We start from the raw sequence: 16,656 nt of genomic DNA on the forward strand, positions 1-16,656 counted from the left end.
AAGGAAACGGCAGATGCATTTTCGCGCCATTACCCGAATCGTTGGTCTGTTGGTTATCCTGTTTTCCGGGACGATGATTATTCCCGGCCTGGTGGCCCTGCTCTACCGCGACGGCGCGGGACGCGCTTTTACGCAAACCTTTTTTGTCGCCCTGACGATTGGCGCGGCGCTCTGGTGGCCGAACCGCCATCAGAAGCGTGAGCTGAAATCGCGCGAAGGCTTTTTGATAGTGGTGCTGTTCTGGACGGTGCTGGGCAGCGTCGGGGCATTGCCGTTTATTTTCTCCGAACGGCCTAACCTCACCATTACCGATGCCTTTTTTGAGTCCTTCTCCGGGCTGACCACGACCGGTGCCACGACGCTGGTGGGCCTCGATTCGTTGCCGCACGCCATTCTGTTCTACCGGCAGATGCTGCAGTGGTTCGGCGGTATGGGGATCATCGTGCTGGCGGTGGCGATACTGCCGATTCTGGGCGTGGGCGGCATGCAGCTCTATCGCGCCGAGATGCCCGGCCCGCTGAAAGATAATAAAATGCGCCCGCGTATCGCCGAAACAGCCAAGACGCTGTGGCTGATTTATGTGTTGCTGACGGTAGCGTGCGCGCTGGCGTTGTGGTTTGCCGGTATGCCCGCGTTTGACGCCATCGGCCATAGCTTTGCCACAATCGCCATCGGCGGGTTTTCCACCCATGACGCGAGCGTGGGGTATTTCGCAAGCCCCACCATCAACACCATTATTGCTATCTTTCTGCTGATCTCCGGCTGTAATTACGGGCTGCACTTTTCCCTGTTAAGCGGGCGCAGCCTGAAGGTCTATTCGCGCGACCCGGAGTTTCGCATGTTTATCGGCGTGCAGCTGACGCTGGTGTTCATCTGTACTCTGGTGCTCTGGTTCCATGATACGTATGACTCGGCGGTGACGACGCTCAACCAGGCGTTTTTCCAGGTGGTGTCGATGGCGACGACGGCGGGCTTTACCACCGACAGCATCGCGAAATGGCCGCTGTTCCTGCCTGTGCTGCTGCTCTGTTCGGCATTCATCGGCGGGTGCGCGGGCTCTACGGGCGGTGGTCTTAAGGTCATTCGTATTCTGCTGCTCTTTAAGCAGGGCAATCGCGAGCTGAAAAGACTGGTGCATCCGAACGCGGTCTACAGTATTAAGCTTGGCAACCGCGCATTGCCGGAACGTATCCTCGAAGCGGTGTGGGGATTCTTCTCAGCGTATGCGCTGGTGTTTCTGGTCAGCATGCTGGCGATTATCGCTACCGGCGTGGATGACTTTTCCGCGTTCGCCTCTGTGGTGGCAACACTCAATAACCTTGGCCCTGGGCTTGGCGTGGTGGCGGATAACTTCGCCAGCATGAACCCCATCGCTAAGTGGATACTCATCGCCAATATGCTTTTCGGTCGCCTGGAAGTGTTTACGCTTCTGGTGCTGTTTACCCCGACCTTCTGGCGCGAATAACAGGGAGACTATCGTGAAAACCTTAATTCTGTTTTCCACACGCGACGGACAAACGCGCGAAATTGCTTTTTATATCGCCTCACAGCTGCAGGAGCTGGGCGAGGCGACGGATGTCGTTAACCTGCATCGCGCAGAAGAGCCTGACTGGACGCAATATAAGAAGGTGGTGATCGGCGCATCGATTCGCTACGGACATTTCCATCCGACGCTGGACGCGTTTGTGAAAAAACATGAGCAGGCGCTTAATGCGGTGCCCGGCGCGTTCTTCTCGGTCAACCTCGTCGCACGCAAACCGGAAAAGCGCACCCCACAGACCAACAACTATACCCGCAAGTTTCTGCTGAACTCGCCGTGGCATCCGGATCATTGCGCCGTGTTCGCGGGCGCGCTGCGCTACCCGCGCTATCGCTGGTTTGACCGCTTTATGATTCGCCTGATTATGAAAATGACTGGCGGCGAAACCGATACATCAAAAGAAGTGGTTTATACAGACTGGCCTCAGGTGGCCCTTTTTGCACAAGAAATCGCCCGCCTGACCCGCGATTAGTATCATTTTCAGACGTGTTGCCTGGAAAGTAATCGAACGGAAAGTTTTTTGAGATTAGGGGTTGTCAGGCGCGAAGAACTCCCTATAATGCGCCTCCACTGACACGGCACAACGGCAAACAAACCGGCCCGTCAGGCAGACGAAAGCGAAAATAAACGCTTGACTCTGAAAGAGGAAAGCGTAATATACGCCACCTCGCGACAGCAGGCTGAAAGCCGCGTCGCACCGCTCTTTAACAATTTATCAGACAATCTGTGTGGGCACTCGGGGCACTGATATCTTAACGTCTTCGGACGATAAATGATTATCAAGTCTCAAGTGAACAACAGTTAATTCATTACGAACTAACAGTTTAATTCTTTGAGCATCAAACTTTAATTGAAGAGTTTGATCATGGCTCAGATTGAACGCTGGCGGCAGGCCTAACACATGCAAGTCGGGCGGTAGCACAGAGAGCTTGCTCTCGGGTGACGAGCGGCGGACGGGTGAGTAATGTCTGGGAAACTGCCTGATGGAGGGGGATAACTACTGGAAACGGTAGCTAATACCGCATAACGTCTTCGGACCAAAGTGGGGGACCTTCGGGCCTCATGCCATCAGATGTGCCCAGATGGGATTAGCTAGTAGGTGGGGTAAAGGCTCACCTAGGCGACGATCCCTAGCTGGTCTGAGAGGATGACCAGCCACACTGGAACTGAGACACGGTCCAGACTCCTACGGGAGGCAGCAGTGGGGAATATTGCACAATGGGCGCAAGCCTGATGCAGCCATGCCGCGTGTATGAAGAAGGCCTTCGGGTTGTAAAGTACTTTCAGCGAGGAGGAAGGTGTTGTGGTTAATAACCGCAGCAATTGACGTTACTCGCAGAAGAAGCACCGGCTAACTCCGTGCCAGCAGCCGCGGTAATACGGAGGGTGCAAGCGTTAATCGGAATTACTGGGCGTAAAGCGCACGCAGGCGGTTTGTTAAGTCAGATGTGAAATCCCCGGGCTCAACCTGGGAACTGCATTTGAAACTGGCAAGCTTGAGTCTCGTAGAGGGGGGTAGAATTCCAGGTGTAGCGGTGAAATGCGTAGAGATCTGGAGGAATACCGGTGGCGAAGGCGGCCCCCTGGACGAAGACTGACGCTCAGGTGCGAAAGCGTGGGGAGCAAACAGGATTAGATACCCTGGTAGTCCACGCCGTAAACGATGTCGACTTGGAGGTTGTGCCCTTGAGGCGTGGCTTCCGGAGCTAACGCGTTAAGTCGACCGCCTGGGGAGTACGGCCGCAAGGTTAAAACTCAAATGAATTGACGGGGGCCCGCACAAGCGGTGGAGCATGTGGTTTAATTCGATGCAACGCGAAGAACCTTACCTGGTCTTGACATCCAGAGAATCCTGCAGAGATGCGGGAGTGCCTTCGGGAACTCTGAGACAGGTGCTGCATGGCTGTCGTCAGCTCGTGTTGTGAAATGTTGGGTTAAGTCCCGCAACGAGCGCAACCCTTATCCTTTGTTGCCAGCACGTAATGGTGGGAACTCAAAGGAGACTGCCGGTGATAAACCGGAGGAAGGTGGGGATGACGTCAAGTCATCATGGCCCTTACGACCAGGGCTACACACGTGCTACAATGGCGCATACAAAGAGAAGCGACCTCGCGAGAGCAAGCGGACCTCATAAAGTGCGTCGTAGTCCGGATTGGAGTCTGCAACTCGACTCCATGAAGTCGGAATCGCTAGTAATCGTGGATCAGAATGCCACGGTGAATACGTTCCCGGGCCTTGTACACACCGCCCGTCACACCATGGGAGTGGGTTGCAAAAGAAGTAGGTAGCTTAACCTTCGGGAGGGCGCTTACCACTTTGTGATTCATGACTGGGGTGAAGTCGTAACAAGGTAACCGTAGGGGAACCTGCGGTTGGATCACCTCCTTACCTGCAAGATACAACCTCGTAGTGCTCACACAGATTGTCTGATAGAAAAGTAAAGAAGCAGGGTTGTCTGCGAAAGCGAAGTCCCTTTCGTCTAGAGGCCCAGGACACCGCCCTTTCACGGCGGTAACAGGGGTTCGAATCCCCTAAGGGACGCCACCTGCTGGTAATGAGTGAAAGGCGTTACCGATTAATATCTCAAAACTGACTGTTAAGTCACGTTTGAGATATTTGCTCTTTAACAATCCGGAACAAGCTGAAAATTGAAACAGACACGCTGTTGCATTCTTCCGTAAATAAGGAATGCGCGGTGTGTCAGAGTCTCTCAAACTCGCAGCACGAAGACTTCTTCGGGTTGTGAGGTTAAGCGAACAAGCGTACACGGTGGATGCCCTGGCAGTCAGAGGCGATGAAGGACGTGCTAATCTGCGAAAAGCGCCGGTAAGGTGATATGAACCGTTATAGCCGGCGATGTCCGAATGGGGAAACCCAGTGTGATTCGTCACACTATCTCAGCATGAATACATAGTGCTGTGAGGCGAACCGGGGGAACTGAAACATCTAAGTACCCCGAGGAAAAGAAATCAACCGAGATTCCCCCAGTAGCGGCGAGCGAACGGGGAACAGCCCAGAGCCTGAATCAGCTTGTGTGTCAGTGGAACGGTCTGGAAAGGCCGGCGATACAGGGTGACAGCCCCGTACACGAAGGCACACAGGCTGTGAGCTCGATGAGTAGGGCGGGACACGTGATATCCTGTCTGAAGATGGGGGGACCATCCTCCAAGGCTAAATACTCCTGACTGACCGATAGTGAACCAGTACCGTGAGGGAAAGGCGAAAAGAACCCCGGCGAGGGGAGTGAAACAGAACCTGAAACCGTGTACGTACAAGCAGTGGGAGCCTTCGTAAGAGGGTGACTGCGTACCTTTTGTATAATGGGTCAGCGACTTATATTCTGTAGCAAGGTTAACCGCATAGGGGAGCCGAAGGGAAACCGAGTCTTAATTGGGCGTTAAGTTGCAGGGTATAGACCCGAAACCCGGTGATCTAGCCATGGGCAGGTTGAAGGTTGGGTAACACTAACTGGAGGACCGAACCGACTAATGTTGAAAAATTAGCGGATGACCTGTGGCTGGGGGTGAAAGGCCAATCAAACCGGGAGATAGCTGGTTCTCCCCGAAAGCTATTTAGGTAGCGCCTCGTGAACTCATCTTCGGGGGTAGAGCACTGTTTCGGCTAGGGGGCCATCCCGGCTTACCAACCCGATGCAAACTACGAATACCGAAGAATGTTATCACGGGAGACACACGGCGGGTGCTAACGTCCGTCGTGAAGAGGGAAACAACCCAGACCGCCAGCTAAGGTCCCAAAGTCATGGTTAAGTGGGAAACGATGTGGGAAGGCACAGACAGCCAGGATGTTGGCTTAGAAGCAGCCATCATTTAAAGAAAGCGTAATAGCTCACTGGTCGAGTCGGCCTGCGCGGAAGATGTAACGGGGCTAAACCATGCACCGAAGCTGCGGCAGCGACACTATGTGTTGTTGGGTAGGGGAGCGTTCTGTAAGCCTGCGAAGGTGTGCTGTGAGGCATGCTGGAGGTATCAGAAGTGCGAATGCTGACATAAGTAACGATAAAGCGGGTGAAAAGCCCGCTCGCCGGAAGACCAAGGGTTCCTGTCCAACGTTAATCGGGGCAGGGTGAGTCGACCCCTAAGGCGAGGCCGAAAGGCGTAGTCGATGGGAAACAGGTTAATATTCCTGTACTTGGTGTTACTGCGAAGGGGGGACGGAGAAGGCTATGTTGGCCGGGCGACGGTTGTCCCGGTTTAAGCGTGTAGGTGTGTGTTCCAGGTAAATCCGGTTCACTTTAACACTGAGGCGTGATGACGAGGCACTACGGTGCTGAAGTAACAAATGCCCTGCTTCCAGGAAAAGCCTCTAAGCATCAGGTAACACGAAATCGTACCCCAAACCGACACAGGTGGTCAGGTAGAGAATACCAAGGCGCTTGAGAGAACTCGGGTGAAGGAACTAGGCAAAATGGTGCCGTAACTTCGGGAGAAGGCACGCTGACATGTAGGTGAAGCCCCTGCGGGTGGAGCTGAAGTCAGTCGAAGATACCAGCTGGCTGCAACTGTTTATTAAAAACACAGCACTGTGCAAACACGAAAGTGGACGTATACGGTGTGACGCCTGCCCGGTGCCGGAAGGTTAATTGATGGGGTTATCGCAAGAGAAGCTCCTGATCGAAGCCCCGGTAAACGGCGGCCGTAACTATAACGGTCCTAAGGTAGCGAAATTCCTTGTCGGGTAAGTTCCGACCTGCACGAATGGCGTAATGATGGCCAGGCTGTCTCCACCCGAGACTCAGTGAAATTGAACTCGCTGTGAAGATGCAGTGTACCCGCGGCAAGACGGAAAGACCCCGTGAACCTTTACTACAGCTTGACACTGAACATTGAGCCTTGATGTGTAGGATAGGTGGGAGGCTTTGAAGCGTGGACGCCAGTCTGCGTGGAGCCAACCTTGAAATACCACCCTTTAATGTTTGATGTTCTAACCTGGCGCCATAATCTGGCGTGGGGACAGTGTCTGGTGGGTAGTTTGACTGGGGCGGTCTCCTCCCAAAGTGTAACGGAGGAGCACGAAGGTCAGCTAATCCTGGTCGGACATCAGGAGGTTAGTGCAATGGCATAAGCTGGCTTGACTGCGAGAGTGACGGCTCGAGCAGGTGCGAAAGCAGGTCATAGTGATCCGGTGGTTCTGTATGGAAGGGCCATCGCTCAACGGATAAAAGGTACTCCGGGGATAACAGGCTGATACCGCCCAAGAGTTCATATCGACGGCGGTGTTTGGCACCTCGATGTCGGCTCATCACATCCTGGGGCTGAAGTAGGTCCCAAGGGTATGGCTGTTCGCCATTTAAAGTGGTACGCGAGCTGGGTTTAGAACGTCGTGAGACAGTTCGGTCCCTATCTGCCGTGGGCGCTGGAGAATTGAGGGGGGCTGCTCCCAGTACGAGAGGACCGGAGTGGACGCATCACTGGTGTTCGGGTTGTCATGCCAATGGCACTGCCCGGTAGCTAAATGCGGAAGAGATAAGTGCTGAAAGCATCTAAGCACGAAACTTGCCCCGAGATGAGTTCTCCCTGAGACTATAAGTCTCCTGAAGGAACGTTGAAGACGACGACGTTGATAGGCCGGGTGTGTAAGCGCAGCGATGCGTTGAGCTAACCGGTACTAATGAACCGTGAGGCTTAACCTTACAACGCCAAAGAAGTCTGGCGTGTTGAGAGACAATTCAGCTTGTGACGGATAAACGTTCATGGCGTAAAGCGGTGGACGGACAGAATTTGCCTGGCGGCTGTAGCGCGGTGGTCCCACCTGACCCCATGCCGAACTCAGAAGTGAAACGCCGTAGCGCCGATGGTAGTGTGGGGCCTCCCCATGCGAGAGTAGGGAACTGCCAGGCATCAAATAAAGAACCCCTCAGCGATGCTGAGGGGTTTTTGCTTTCTGGGTACCAGACAAGAACGTCAGACCGCCCGCCTTTTCCCCTCTCAACAACCCACTGTACTGCGCCCGCGCTGCATATTCCATCTACCCGACGTAAGGATCACCATCCCCGCTTTTGTCTCCCCGACTTACGCGCGAGACAAGCTATCAACAGGCTAATCAGTTAAACTGTCGAGGTTTCGATATCAGGACTAACGGCATGAATAACTCCCTTAAACCCTACAATACTTTCGGTATTGATAAACGCGCGCAGAATATTGTTAAGGCGCATACTGCCAAAGAGCTGGCTGAAGCATGGCAGCAGGCTCAGGCCGCTTCTCAGGCTGTGTTGATTCTGGGCGAGGGGAGCAACGTACTGTTTCTTGATGATTTTGACGGCACCATTATTCTGAACCGTATTATGGGGATTCAGGTAGAAGAACAGCCTGACGCATGGTTGGTCCATGCGGGCGCCGGAGAAAACTGGCACCGCCTTGTGGAATTCACCCTCGACCACAATATGGCCGGGCTTGAGAACCTGGCGTTGATCCCAGGCTGTGCAGGCTCTTCGCCCATCCAGAACATCGGTGCTTACGGTGTTGAGTTCAGACAATTTTGTCTGTACGTCGACTGTCTTGATCTCGTATCCGGTCAAACTGTCCGGCTTGGAAATATCGATTGCCGGTTTGGTTATCGCGACAGCATATTTAAACATGATTATCAGCATCAATACGCGATTACCGGTGTTGGCCTTCGCCTTCCAAAACAGTGGTCGCCTGTGCTTACGTACGGCGATTTGACGCGCCTGCCTGCCAGTACCGTCACGCCCCGCCAGGTATTCGATGCGGTATGCCATATGCGTCGCACGAAACTTCCCGATCCTCAAGAATACGGCAACGCGGGTAGTTTCTTTAAAAACCCGGTGATTACTGCAGAAGATGCCAGTGCGCTCTTTATCCATTACCCTGATGCCCCGCGTTACCCGCAAAATGACGGGCAGGTAAAACTGGCGGCAGGCTGGCTTATCGATCGCTGCGAAATGAAAGGGCATAGGGTCGGTGGCGCTGCCGTTCACCGTCAACAGGCCCTGGTGCTGATTAATGAGAATGGCGCGACCAGTGATGATGTCGTGAGGCTTGCGCATGAAGTGCGCCGGCGCGTGGGTGAAAAATTTAATGTCTGGCTTGAGCCAGAAGTGCGTTTTATTGGCGCAACGGGTGAGGTGGATGCCGTGGAGACGATTGCTTGAAAGATAATAAGATTCCTTTGACGCTGATTTCTCTTCTCGCCGATGGCGATTTCCATTCAGGCGAGCAGCTGGGTGAAAAACTCGGTATGAGCCGGGCGGCTATCAATAAGCATATTCAGACCCTACGTGACTGGGGCATTGACGTTTTTACAGTGCCCGGCAAGGGATATAGTCTGCCAGGACCGATACAGTTGCTCGATGAGACGTTTATCCATTCCCACATTAAATCTGGCTCGGTAACGGTATTACCGGTTATCGACTCTACAAATCAGTATTTAATGGACCGGCTTTCAGAGCTTGACTCTGGCGATGCATGCATTGCTGAGTATCAGCAGGCGGGGCGCGGGCGCCGCGGGCGGAAATGGTTTTCGCCGTTTGGTGCAAATCTTTATCTGTCTATGTACTGGCGGCTTGAACAAGGGCCCGCCGCGGCCATTGGCCTGAGTCTGGTCATCGGTATCGTAATGGCTGAAGTGCTGCATGAGCTGGGTGCCGATCAGGTGCGGGTAAAGTGGCCAAACGATCTGTATCTGAATGACAGAAAACTGGCTGGTATTCTCGTTGAGCTGACGGGCAAAACAGGCGACGCGGCGCAGATCGTAATTGGTGCCGGTATTAATCTGGCAATGCGGCAGGTTGAGAGCGATATTGTCAACCAGGGCTGGATCAACCTTCAGGAAGCGGGCATTAAGGTCGACAGAAATACGTTGGCAGTCAGGCTTATCGAAAAGCTGCGTTCTTCACTGCGTGAGTTCGAGCAGGAAGGGCTGGCTCCTTTTCTGGCTCGTTGGGAAAAACTGGATAATTTTATTCATCGTCAGGTTAAGCTTATTATCGGTGAGCGTGAAATATACGGTATTTCGCGTGGCATCGATAATCAGGGCGCGTTATTGCTTGAGCAAAATGATGTTATCAAGCCCTGGGTCGGCGGGGAAATCTCATTACGAAGCGCGGAATAAAAAAGGGAGCTTAGCTCCCTTTTTTAATATCTCAATCATTTGCGCAACCGTACACACTCGACAGCATGATTAGCACTCTTCGTCATAATCAGACTGGCGCGCTCACGTGTTGGCAGTATGTTCTCTTTTAAATTCAACCAGTTAATTTCTTTCCATAGTTGTGTGGCGATGCTGACAGCTTCGTCTTCTGAAAGCTGCGCATAGTGATGGAAATATGAGTCGGGATCGGTAAAGGCCCCTTCGCGGAATTTAAGGAAACGGTTGATATACCAGCGCTGGAGCAAATCTTCAGGCGCATCTACATAAATTGAGAAATCGACGAAATCGGAAACAAATACATGATGTGGGTCATGCGGATAATCCATGCCACTTTGCAGCACATTGAGCCCTTCGAGTATGAGGATATCAGGGTGATTGACGACCTTATCCCCATCCGGGATCACGTCATAAATTAAATGTGAATAGACCGGTGCGGTGACGTTCGGCACGCCGGACTTGATATCCGAAACAAACTTCACCAGGCGATGCATATCATATGACTGCGGAAAGCCTTTTTTCTTCATCAAATCGCGCTCTTTGAGCACTGCGTTGGGATGAAGAAACCCGTCAGTCGTAATCAGTTCAACGCGACGATGTTCAGGCCAACGGCTTAGCAGCGCCTGTAATACACGGGCAGTTGTGCTTTTACCCACCGCCACGCTGCCGGCAATACTGATGATATAAGGGATGCGCTGCCCATTGGTGCCCAGGAATTGCTCCAGTACTGCCTGACGACGTAAGTTGGAACTGATATAAAAATTGAGCAGGCGTGACAGCGGCAAATAAATCTCCGCCACTTCTTCCAGAGACAGGTCTTCGTTAATGCCCTTTAAACGCGCAATTTCACCTTCAGTAAGCGTCATCGGCACTGAATCACGCAGGGCTGCCCACTGGCTCCGGTTAAACTGGAGGTAAGGGGACGTTAAGGTTTGATCTTTATTACTCATAAGCATGCTTCTGCCTGTCATTCAGGACAAAATGAAAACCCTTTGCTCAGCGCTGTGATGCTTTCATCTTAGATCGCTTAATGGCACGCCGGGTAAGCGAGAATTTCACAATGGGCAGGAGGGTAACATCAGATCAAAAGGAATAATAAGAAAAAATCTTCCGTGCTTTCCTTTCTCGGTAAAGCGTCACGCTTCTTGATCGTAATTGTATAAACCTTATCCGTCCCTCAGCGTTTATCCTTTTCAGGCATACGTAATAGATAGCGCTCTTCTTTTTGACGAGGGCGGTTTCCTCTTTAACGCTCTGCGCGAACGATAACGCACAACGTTAAACTGTGGATTATTTCAGCATGAGTGGCTGAAAAGGCATCAGAAATGCGCAGTGGTGCGCAAAATGTGAGCGATAAAGCGGATTAAGCAATTTTTTTGTTGCATGCGCGCGCTGCTATTCCTAGAATGCGCGCTACTTGATGCCGGCTTAGCTCAGTAGGTAGAGCAACTGACTTGTAATCAGTAGGTCACCAGTTCGATTCCGGTAGCCGGCACCATCAAGTTCAGGTGGGGTTCCCGAGCGGCCAAAGGGAGCAGACTGTAAATCTGCCGTCACAGACTTCGAAGGTTCGAATCCTTCCCCCACCACCACTTTCGGCTTCGCGATTGCGTCGCCAGAGTTGGTCGGTAAGCCTGCCAGCTCAAGCAAGAAAGATTTTCTTTTTTGTACAGAAAGAACTGGGTAGCCGAGTTTCAGGATGCGGGCATCGTATAATGGCTATTACCTCAGCCTTCCAAGCTGATGATGCGGGTTCGATTCCCGCTGCCCGCTCCAGGATGTGCTGATATAGCTCAGTTGGTAGAGCGCACCCTTGGTAAGGGTGAGGTCGGCAGTTCGAATCTGCCTATCAGCACCACTTCTCAATCTCCTCCCTGTTTCTCTTCTGTAGATCTATTCAACAAATTCAGGCTAATGCCTGGTTGATGTGGTGATACCACCGATTTATCCGTGTCTTAGAGGGACAATCGATGTCTAAAGAAAAGTTTGAACGTACAAAACCGCACGTTAACGTCGGTACTATCGGCCACGTTGACCATGGTAAAACAACGCTGACCGCTGCCATCACTACCGTTCTGGCTAAAACCTACGGTGGTTCTGCTCGTGCATTCGATCAGATCGATAACGCGCCGGAAGAAAAAGCTCGTGGTATCACCATCAACACCTCTCACGTTGAATATGACACCCCGACTCGCCACTACGCGCACGTTGACTGCCCGGGCCACGCCGACTACGTGAAAAACATGATCACCGGTGCTGCTCAGATGGATGGCGCTATCCTGGTTGTTGCTGCGACTGACGGCCCGATGCCGCAGACCCGTGAGCACATCCTGCTGGGTCGTCAGGTAGGCGTTCCGTACATCATCGTGTTCCTGAACAAATGCGACATGGTTGATGACGAAGAGCTGCTGGAACTGGTTGAGATGGAAGTGCGTGAGCTGCTGTCTCAGTACGACTTCCCGGGCGACGACACCCCGATCGTTCGCGGTTCCGCGCTGAAAGCGCTGGAAGGCGAAGCTGAGTGGGAAGAGAAAATCATCGAGCTGGCTGGTCACCTGGATTCTTACATCCCGGAACCGGAGCGCGCGATTGACAAGCCGTTCCTGCTGCCGATCGAAGATGTATTCTCCATCTCTGGTCGTGGTACCGTTGTTACCGGTCGTGTAGAGCGCGGTATCATCAAGGTTGGTGAAGAAGTTGAAATCGTTGGTATCAAAGACACCGCGAAATCCACCTGTACCGGCGTTGAAATGTTCCGCAAACTGCTGGACGAAGGCCGTGCGGGCGAGAACGTAGGTGTTCTGCTGCGTGGTATCAAACGTGAAGAAATCGAACGTGGTCAGGTACTGGCTAAGCCGGGCTCCATCAAGCCGCACACCAAGTTCGAATCTGAAGTGTACATTCTGTCCAAAGATGAAGGCGGCCGTCACACTCCGTTCTTCAAAGGCTACCGTCCGCAGTTCTACTTCCGTACGACTGACGTGACCGGTACCATCGAACTGCCGGAAGGCGTAGAGATGGTAATGCCGGGCGACAACATCAAAATGGTTGTCACCCTGATCCACCCGATCGCGATGGACGACGGTCTGCGTTTCGCAATCCGCGAAGGCGGCCGTACCGTTGGCGCGGGCGTGGTTGCTAAAGTTCTCGGCTAATCGCTGATAACATTTGACGCAATGCGCAATAAAAGGGCATCATTTGATGCCCTTTTTGCACGCTCTCGAACCAGAACCTGGCTCATCAGTGATTTATTCCACATAATCATTGCTGAGACAGGCTCTGCAGATAGCGTAACTCCGAAGCGCAATGTAAAAAGAGCAATTCGGTCTGGCTTGCCTCGCATGTGCGGGGCAAAAATGTTTGTCTGATTTACTATGACAGGTTGGTTTATGAGTGCGAATACCGAAGCTCAAGGAAGCGGGCGCGGCCTGGAAGTGATGAAGTGGCTGGTTGTCGCTGCGCTGCTGATTGTAGCTATCGTAGGCAACTTTCTTTACCGTGAGATTACCCTGCCGCTGCGTGCTCTTGCGGTGGTCATTCTGATTGCTGCAGCGGGTGGTGTCGCGCTGTTAACGACGAAAGGTAAAGCTACCGTCGCCTTTGCCCGTGAAGCGAGAACCGAAGTCCGTAAGGTTATTTGGCCGACTCGCCAGGAAACGTTGCACACCACATTAATCGTGGCTGCAGTGACTGCTGTAATGTCACTGATCCTGTGGGGGCTGGATGGTATTCTGGTCCGCCTGGTATCCTTTATCACTGGCCTGAGGTTCTGAGATGTCTGAAGCACCTAAAAAGCGCTGGTACGTCGTTCAGGCGTTTTCCGGTTTTGAAGGCCGCGTAGCGACTTCGCTGCGTGAGCATATCAAATTACACAACATGGAAGAGTTGTTTGGCGAAGTCATGGTTCCGACCGAAGAGGTTGTGGAGATCCGTGGCGGCCAGCGTCGCAAGAGCGAGCGCAAATTCTTCCCCGGTTATGTGTTAGTTCAGATGGTTATGAACGACGCAAGCTGGCACCTGGTGCGTAGCGTACCGCGCGTAATGGGCTTTATCGGCGGCACCTCTGACCGTCCGGCACCAATCAGCGACAAAGAAGTCGATGCTATCATGAACCGCCTGCAGCAGGTGGGTGATAAGCCGCGTCCGAAAACGCTGTTTGAGCCGGGTGAAATGGTTCGCGTTAACGACGGTCCGTTCGCTGACTTCAACGGCGTGGTTGAAGAAGTTGACTATGAGAAGAGCCGCCTGAAAGTATCGGTGTCTATTTTCGGTCGTGCTACACCGGTTGAGCTTGATTTCAGTCAGGTAGAAAAAGCGTAAGCTGAGTTCGAAAAAGCAGCGGTTAACCGTTGCACAAGGCGCGAGATTGGAATACAATTTCGCGCCTTTTGTTTTTATGGGCCAAGCCCATAAAACGTTTTAATCACGGGGAGCCTCTCTGAGGCGCTAGACCCAACTGAGGAAATTTTCATGGCCAAGAAAGTACAAGCCTACGTTAAGCTGCAGGTTGCAGCTGGTATGGCTAACCCGAGCCCGCCGGTCGGTCCGGCTCTGGGTCAGCAGGGTGTTAACATCATGGAATTCTGTAAAGCGTTCAACGCCAAAACGGATTCCATGGAAAAAGGTCTGCCGATTCCGGTTGTTATCACCGTTTACGCTGACCGTTCTTTCACCTTCGTTACCAAAACCCCGCCGGCAGCTGTACTGCTGAAAAAAGCGGCTGGTATCAAGTCTGGTTCCGGTAAGCCGAACAAAGACAAAGTGGGTACCATTACCCGCGCTCAGCTGCAGGAAATCGCACAGACCAAAGCTGCTGACATGACTGGCGCCGACATTGAAGCGATGACTCGCTCCATCGAAGGTACTGCACGTTCCATGGGCCTGGTAGTGGAGGACTAAGAAATGGCTAAACTGACCAAGCGCATGCGTGTGATCCGTGACAAAGTTGATGCGACCAAACAGTACGACATCAACGAAGCCATCACTCTGCTGAAAGAACTGGCTACCGCTAAGTTCGTAGAAAGCGTTGACGTTGCTGTAAACCTCGGCATCGACGCTCGTAAATCTGACCAGAACGTACGTGGTGCAACTGTACTGCCGCACGGTACTGGCCGTTCTGTTCGCGTAGCCGTATTTGCCCAGGGCCCGAACGCTGAAGCTGCTAAAGCAGCTGGCGCTGAGCTGGTAGGTATGGAAGATCTGGCTGACCAGATCAAAAAAGGCGAAATGAACTTTGACGTTGTTATTGCTTCCCCGGATGCAATGCGCGTTGTTGGCCAACTGGGCCAGGTTCTGGGCCCGCGCGGCCTGATGCCGAACCCGAAAGTTGGTACTGTAACGCCGAACGTTGCTGAAGCGGTTAAAAACGCGAAAGCAGGTCAGGTTCGTTACCGTAACGACAAAAACGGCATCATTCACACCACCATCGGTAAAGTGGATTTCGACGCTGACAAACTGAAAGAAAACCTGGAAGCGCTGCTGGTTGCTCTGAAAAAAGCAAAACCGTCTTCTGCTAAAGGCGTGTACATCAAGAAAGTTAGCCTGTCCACCACCATGGGCGCAGGTGTTGCGGTAGACCAGTCTGGTCTGAGCGCAGCGGCGAACTAATTCGCCTCTTTACGTGGGCGTCGGATTTGTCTACAATCTTACGCCCATTGTTCTGCTAAGCAGAGCATAAAAGATTTTCGGTTGGAGCCTGGCCTTATCCAGGCCTCCGTCCAAGACCGCAGGTGTTTCGTAAGAAGCTTAATTTCCTGCGTAGACGGTGACAGAACCTGAAGAATATTTTTTAAGTAGTCTTTGGCTTGTTTCTGCTCACCGTATTTCGACGCTCTTTCGTATGAATGAGTGAAGTGAGTTCCGGGACTTGTCCCGGCTAAAATCCAGGAGCAAAAGCTAATGGCTTTAAATCTTCAAGACAAACAAGCGATTGTTGCTGAAGTCAGCGAAGTAGCCAAAGGCGCGCTGTCTGCGGTTGTTGCGGATTCCCGTGGCGTTACTGTAGACAAAATGACTGAACTGCGTAAAGCAGGTCGCGAAGCTGGCGTATACATGCGTGTTGTTCGTAACACCCTGCTGCGCCGTGTTGTTGAAGGTACTCAGTTTGAGTGCCTGAAAGACGCGTTTGTTGGTCCGACCCTGATTGCATACTCTATGGAACACCCGGGCGCTGCTGCTCGTCTGTTCAAAGATTTCGCGAAAGCGAATGCAAAATTTGAGGTCAAAGCCGCTGCCTTTGAAGGTGAGCTGATCCCGGCGTCCCAGATCGATCGCCTGGCAACTCTGCCGACTTACGAAGAAGCAATTGCACGCCTGATGGCAACCATGAAAGAAGCCTCTGCAGGCAAACTGGTTCGCACTCTGGCCGCTGTTCGCGACGCAAAAGAAGCTGCTTAATAGCGCTTACTCTCGCAACGCATTTGCTTACGTATAAAACTTATTCTGATATTCAGGAACAATTAAATGTCTATCACTAAAGATCAAATCATTGAAGCAGTATCCGCTATGTCCGTAATGGACGTTGTTGAGCTGATCTCTGCAATGGAAGAAAAATTCGGTGTTTCTGCTGCTGCTGCTGTAGCTGTTGCTGCTGGCCCGGCTGCTGAAGCTGCTGAAGAGAAAACTGAATTCGACGTTATTCTGAAAGCCGCTGGCGCTAACAAAGTTGCTGTTATCAAAGCAGTACGTGGCGCAACTGGCCTGGGTCTGAAAGAAGCTAAAGACCTGGTAGAATCTGCTCCGGCCGCTCTGAAAGAAGGCGTGAGCAAAGATGACGCTGAAGCTCTGAAAAAATCTCTGGAAGAAGCTGGCGCTGAAGTTGAAGTTAAATAAGCCAACCCTTCTGGTGGCAGCCTGAGAAATCAGGCTGATGGCTGGTGACTTTTTGGTCACCAGCCTTTTTGCGCTAGGGGACCAGTAGCGTTTCACACTGTTTTACTGCTGGTTACCCGTCAATGCTTGTTTCTATCGACGACTTAATATACTGCGACAGC

General features: G+C 52.4%; 12 protein-coding genes, 5 tRNA genes and 3 rRNA genes. 19 read left to right on the plus strand and 1 reads right to left on the minus strand.

Annotation, left to right across the window (positions count from 1 at the left end):
- The first annotated feature begins 13 nt into the window (after positions 1-13).
- The 8 genes from trkH to birA all read left to right on the plus strand — a co-directional run bounded on the left by trkH (position 14) and on the right by birA (position 9,628).
- Positions 14-1,465 (plus strand): Trk system potassium transporter TrkH, encoded by a 1,452-nt coding sequence (gene trkH / locus AFK67_RS01555; RefSeq protein ID WP_007754806.1) that lies wholly within the window; start codon positions 14-16, stop codon positions 1,463-1,465.
- A gap of 13 nt (positions 1,466-1,478) precedes the next feature.
- A complete protein-coding gene (gene hemG, locus AFK67_RS01560) occupies positions 1,479-2,012 on the plus strand; it encodes a menaquinone-dependent protoporphyrinogen IX dehydrogenase (protein WP_007717189.1) in 534 nt (177 codons plus the stop codon).
- 375 nt (positions 2,013-2,387) lie between these two features.
- A 16S ribosomal RNA gene (locus AFK67_RS01565) occupies positions 2,388-3,928 on the plus strand.
- Between the two features lie 80 nt (positions 3,929-4,008).
- A tRNA-Glu gene (locus AFK67_RS01570) sits at positions 4,009-4,084 on the plus strand.
- 202 nt (positions 4,085-4,286) lie between these two features.
- Positions 4,287-7,190, plus strand: a 23S ribosomal RNA gene (locus AFK67_RS01575).
- Positions 7,191-7,281: 91 nt separating this feature from the next.
- Positions 7,282-7,397, plus strand: a 5S ribosomal RNA gene (rrf, locus tag AFK67_RS01580).
- The 16S, 23S and 5S rRNA genes sit together here with 1 tRNA gene alongside, the layout of an rRNA operon.
- A 243-nt stretch (positions 7,398-7,640) precedes the next feature.
- Positions 7,641-8,669, plus strand: a complete 1,029-nt coding sequence (gene murB, locus AFK67_RS01585) for a UDP-N-acetylmuramate dehydrogenase (RefSeq protein WP_007733583.1) — start codon at positions 7,641-7,643, stop codon at positions 8,667-8,669.
- Positions 8,666-9,628, plus strand: coding sequence for a bifunctional biotin--[acetyl-CoA-carboxylase] ligase/biotin operon repressor BirA (gene birA / locus AFK67_RS01590; RefSeq protein ID WP_007733584.1), 963 nt, complete (start codon positions 8,666-8,668; stop codon positions 9,626-9,628). Before murB ends, birA begins: the two co-directional genes overlap by 4 nt.
- A gap of 35 nt (positions 9,629-9,663) precedes the next feature.
- Here birA and coaA read toward each other — a convergent pair whose 3' ends face one another.
- Positions 9,664-10,614: a type I pantothenate kinase gene (gene coaA / locus AFK67_RS01595; RefSeq protein WP_201765393.1), complete on the minus strand. Its 951-nt coding sequence runs from the start codon at positions 10,612-10,614 to the stop codon at positions 9,664-9,666.
- Between the two features lie 472 nt (positions 10,615-11,086).
- Between coaA and AFK67_RS01600 the strand changes: the two genes are divergently transcribed.
- The 11 genes from AFK67_RS01600 (at position 11,087) to rplL (ending at position 16,495) form a co-directional block, all read left to right on the plus strand.
- Positions 11,087-11,162: transfer RNA gene (locus AFK67_RS01600), tRNA-Thr, on the plus strand.
- A 9-nt stretch (positions 11,163-11,171) separates the two neighbouring features.
- Positions 11,172-11,256 (plus strand) — tRNA-Tyr (locus AFK67_RS01605).
- 109 nt (positions 11,257-11,365) lie between these two features.
- Positions 11,366-11,440, plus strand: a tRNA-Gly gene (locus AFK67_RS01610).
- A gap of 6 nt (positions 11,441-11,446) precedes the next feature.
- A tRNA-Thr gene (locus AFK67_RS01615) sits at positions 11,447-11,522 on the plus strand.
- Positions 11,523-11,634: 112 nt separating this feature from the next.
- The gene (gene tuf, locus AFK67_RS01620; RefSeq protein WP_038869252.1) at positions 11,635-12,819 is read left to right on the plus strand and encodes an elongation factor Tu; all 1,185 of its coding nucleotides are present in this window, start codon (positions 11,635-11,637) and stop codon (positions 12,817-12,819) included.
- Between the two features lie 234 nt (positions 12,820-13,053).
- The gene (secE, locus tag AFK67_RS01625) at positions 13,054-13,437 is read left to right on the plus strand and encodes a preprotein translocase subunit SecE (protein ID WP_007727302.1); all 384 of its coding nucleotides are present in this window, start codon (positions 13,054-13,056) and stop codon (positions 13,435-13,437) included.
- 1 nt (position 13,438) lies between these two features.
- The gene (gene nusG / locus AFK67_RS01630; protein WP_001287521.1) at positions 13,439-13,984 is read left to right on the plus strand and encodes a transcription termination/antitermination protein NusG; all 546 of its coding nucleotides are present in this window, start codon (positions 13,439-13,441) and stop codon (positions 13,982-13,984) included.
- 150 nt (positions 13,985-14,134) lie between these two features.
- Positions 14,135-14,563 (plus strand): 50S ribosomal protein L11, encoded by a 429-nt coding sequence (gene rplK / locus AFK67_RS01635; RefSeq protein ID WP_004387082.1) that lies wholly within the window; start codon positions 14,135-14,137, stop codon positions 14,561-14,563.
- A 3-nt stretch (positions 14,564-14,566) separates the two neighbouring features.
- Complete coding sequence (rplA, locus tag AFK67_RS01640; RefSeq protein WP_007704670.1) at positions 14,567-15,271, plus strand: 50S ribosomal protein L1; 705 nt, start codon at positions 14,567-14,569, stop codon at positions 15,269-15,271.
- Between the two features lie 291 nt (positions 15,272-15,562).
- Positions 15,563-16,060, plus strand: coding sequence for a 50S ribosomal protein L10 (gene rplJ, locus AFK67_RS01645; protein WP_007704673.1), 498 nt, complete (start codon positions 15,563-15,565; stop codon positions 16,058-16,060).
- Positions 16,061-16,126: 66 nt separating this feature from the next.
- Complete coding sequence (rplL, locus tag AFK67_RS01650) at positions 16,127-16,495, plus strand: 50S ribosomal protein L7/L12 (RefSeq protein ID WP_007727297.1); 369 nt, start codon at positions 16,127-16,129, stop codon at positions 16,493-16,495.
- Positions 16,496-16,656 lie beyond the last annotated feature (161 nt).

Source organism: Cronobacter dublinensis subsp. dublinensis LMG 23823, assembly GCF_001277235.1.
GTDB lineage: Bacteria > Pseudomonadota > Gammaproteobacteria > Enterobacterales > Enterobacteriaceae > Cronobacter > Cronobacter dublinensis.

Bases quoted from the DNA above. Each gene is read 5' to 3' on its own strand.
- trkH (WP_007754806.1), top strand. From the start codon at position 14: ATGCATTTTCGCGCCATTACCCGAATCGTTGGTCTGTTGGTTATCCTG.
- murB (WP_007733583.1), top strand. From the start codon at position 7,641: ATGAATAACTCCCTTAAACCCTACAATACTTTCGGTATTGATAAACGC.
- coaA (WP_201765393.1), bottom strand. From the start codon at position 10,614: ATGAGTAATAAAGATCAAACCTTAACGTCCCCTTACCTCCAGTTTAAC.
- tuf (WP_038869252.1), top strand. From the start codon at position 11,635: ATGTCTAAAGAAAAGTTTGAACGTACAAAACCGCACGTTAACGTCGGT.
- secE (WP_007727302.1), top strand. From the start codon at position 13,054: ATGAGTGCGAATACCGAAGCTCAAGGAAGCGGGCGCGGCCTGGAAGTG.
- nusG (WP_001287521.1), top strand. From the start codon at position 13,439: ATGTCTGAAGCACCTAAAAAGCGCTGGTACGTCGTTCAGGCGTTTTCC.
- rplK (WP_004387082.1), top strand. From the start codon at position 14,135: ATGGCCAAGAAAGTACAAGCCTACGTTAAGCTGCAGGTTGCAGCTGGT.
- rplA (WP_007704670.1), top strand. From the start codon at position 14,567: ATGGCTAAACTGACCAAGCGCATGCGTGTGATCCGTGACAAAGTTGAT.
- rplJ (WP_007704673.1), top strand. From the start codon at position 15,563: ATGGCTTTAAATCTTCAAGACAAACAAGCGATTGTTGCTGAAGTCAGC.
- rplL (WP_007727297.1), top strand. From the start codon at position 16,127: ATGTCTATCACTAAAGATCAAATCATTGAAGCAGTATCCGCTATGTCC.